1 protein-coding gene and 1 pseudogene are annotated in these 1,836 nt (G+C 72.8%); one reads left to right on the forward strand and one right to left on the reverse strand.

Annotated features, from left to right (window positions below; translation table 11 throughout):
* A partial coding sequence (locus E1265_RS35950; RefSeq protein WP_132935135.1) for an inorganic phosphate transporter occupies nucleotides 1-1,228 on the reverse strand: 1,228 nt, incomplete at its 3' end.
* 212 nt (nucleotides 1,229-1,440) lie between these two features.
* Here E1265_RS35950 and E1265_RS35955 point away from each other — a divergent pair.
* Nucleotides 1,441-1,836: pseudogene (locus E1265_RS35955) on the forward strand (hypothetical protein); the annotation flags it as partial.

Consider the following 1,836-nt stretch of genomic DNA (forward strand, 5'->3'; position numbering starts at 1 on the left):
GGGTCGCGCCCGCCGCGGGGGCGGGGATGACCATCTGCAGCGGCTCCTCGGCCGGCTCGGCGCCCTGCGGGGCACTCTCCGGCGCGAAATCGTTCGCGGAATCGTTCACCTTGTCGAGGGACTCCTCGGCGTCGTTCACGTTCGAGTGGTCGACCGGGCGGCGCCGCGAACGCTGCCAGATCGCCGCGCTCGCCACCACCAGGAGCACCGCCACCGCGGCCACGCCCCAGTCGCCGCGCTCCGCGAGCAGCGCGCCGAGGGCGCCCACCAGGCCGGCCGCCGGCAGCGTCAGGAACCAGGCCGCCACCATCCGGCGCGCCGTCAACCAGCGCACCACGCCACCGGCGCGGCCAAGACCCGAGCCCATCACGGCGCCCGAGCAGACCTGGGTGGTGGAGAGCGCGAAGCCCATGTGCGAGGAGGCCAGGATGGTGGTCGCCGCGCTGGTCTGGGCGGCGAAGCCCTGCGGCGGCTGGATGTCGGTGAGGCCCTTGCCCATGGTGCGGATGATCCGCCAGCCGCCCAGGTAGGTGCCGAGCGCGATGGCCACGCCGGCCGAGGCGATCACCCACAGTGGCGGGTCGGCCCCGGGTGCGAGCGAGCCGCCGGCGATCAGCGCCAGCGTCATCACGCCCATGGTCTTCTGCGCGTCGTTGGTGCCGTGCGCCAGCGAGACCAGCGCGGCCGAGGCGATCTGCCCGGTGCGGTAGCCGCCGGCGGTGGCCTGCTCGTCGGCGCCCCGGGTGACGCGGTAGGTCAGCCGGGTGGCCAGCATGGCCGCGACCCCCGCGACCAGCGGCGCGGCGATCGCCGGGATCAGCACCTTGGTCACCACCGCGTCCCCGTTGACCGCGCCCAAGCCGACGGACGCCACGGTGGCGCCGATCAGGCCGCCGAACAGCGCGTGCGAGGAGCTGGAGGGCAACCCGGCCAGCCAGGTCAGCAGGTTCCACACGATGGCGCCCACGAGACCCGCGAAGATGACTTCGGGCGCGATGCCCGCCTCCTCGTCGATGATGCCGCCGGAGATGGTTCTGGCGACCTCGACGGAGAGGAAGGCTCCGACCAGGTTGAGCGCGGCCGACATGGCCACGGCCGCCTTGGGGGTCATCGCCCCGGTGGAGATCGTCGTGGCCATCGCGTTGGCCGTGTCGTGGAAGCCGTTGGTGAAGTCGAACGCCAGGGCCGTGATGATCACGATCGCGATCAACAGCGTGATGTGTTCCATGTACCGGACAATCGCTCGACGGTCGGGTGAACAAGCGCCGTTAACGTAAGGTGAAGAGGTGAACGGTGGGTGAACTCCCGGCGGCCGGTAGCTGGCGCTCGCCGATGGGCTTCGCGGCAGCTCATGTGGACCCCGGAGTGCGGGGTTTGAGCTTTAGAGCCTCGAACGGAGAAACTGCTCGCGTGACGTCCCGAACTCCGCGTGAGCCCCGGTTGCGACTTGTCCCACAGACGCCCTCCCAGCGCCCCACGGCGCCTAGGCGAACGGCGGTCGCCAGACGCGCCCCCAAGCCCCCAAGAGGCATCGCGCCCCAGGACCGCCTGGCCAGGCAGGCCCGCGGCCTCCTCGCCGAAGCCGTCCGGCTGGCCCACTGGGCCCAGCGCGCCGGCGTCTCACCCGAGACCGACGTCCGGCGGGCCGCCACCGAACTCGGCATGACCGAGGCCCAGGTCCGCGACCGCTGGAGCCATGCCAGGCTCGCCGGCCTCGTCGAACCCGCGGCCGACGGCGCGCCGGTCACGGCCGGCTGGCGACTGCGCGCCTGGGAGCACGACGACACGGCGGCGCTGCGCGGCTGGGTCGCGCTCTTCGACGCCTGGTCCCTGGCC

The sequence above is a fragment of the Streptomyces sp. 8K308 genome (assembly GCF_004348315.1).
GTDB lineage: Bacteria > Actinomycetota > Actinomycetes > Streptomycetales > Streptomycetaceae > Streptomyces.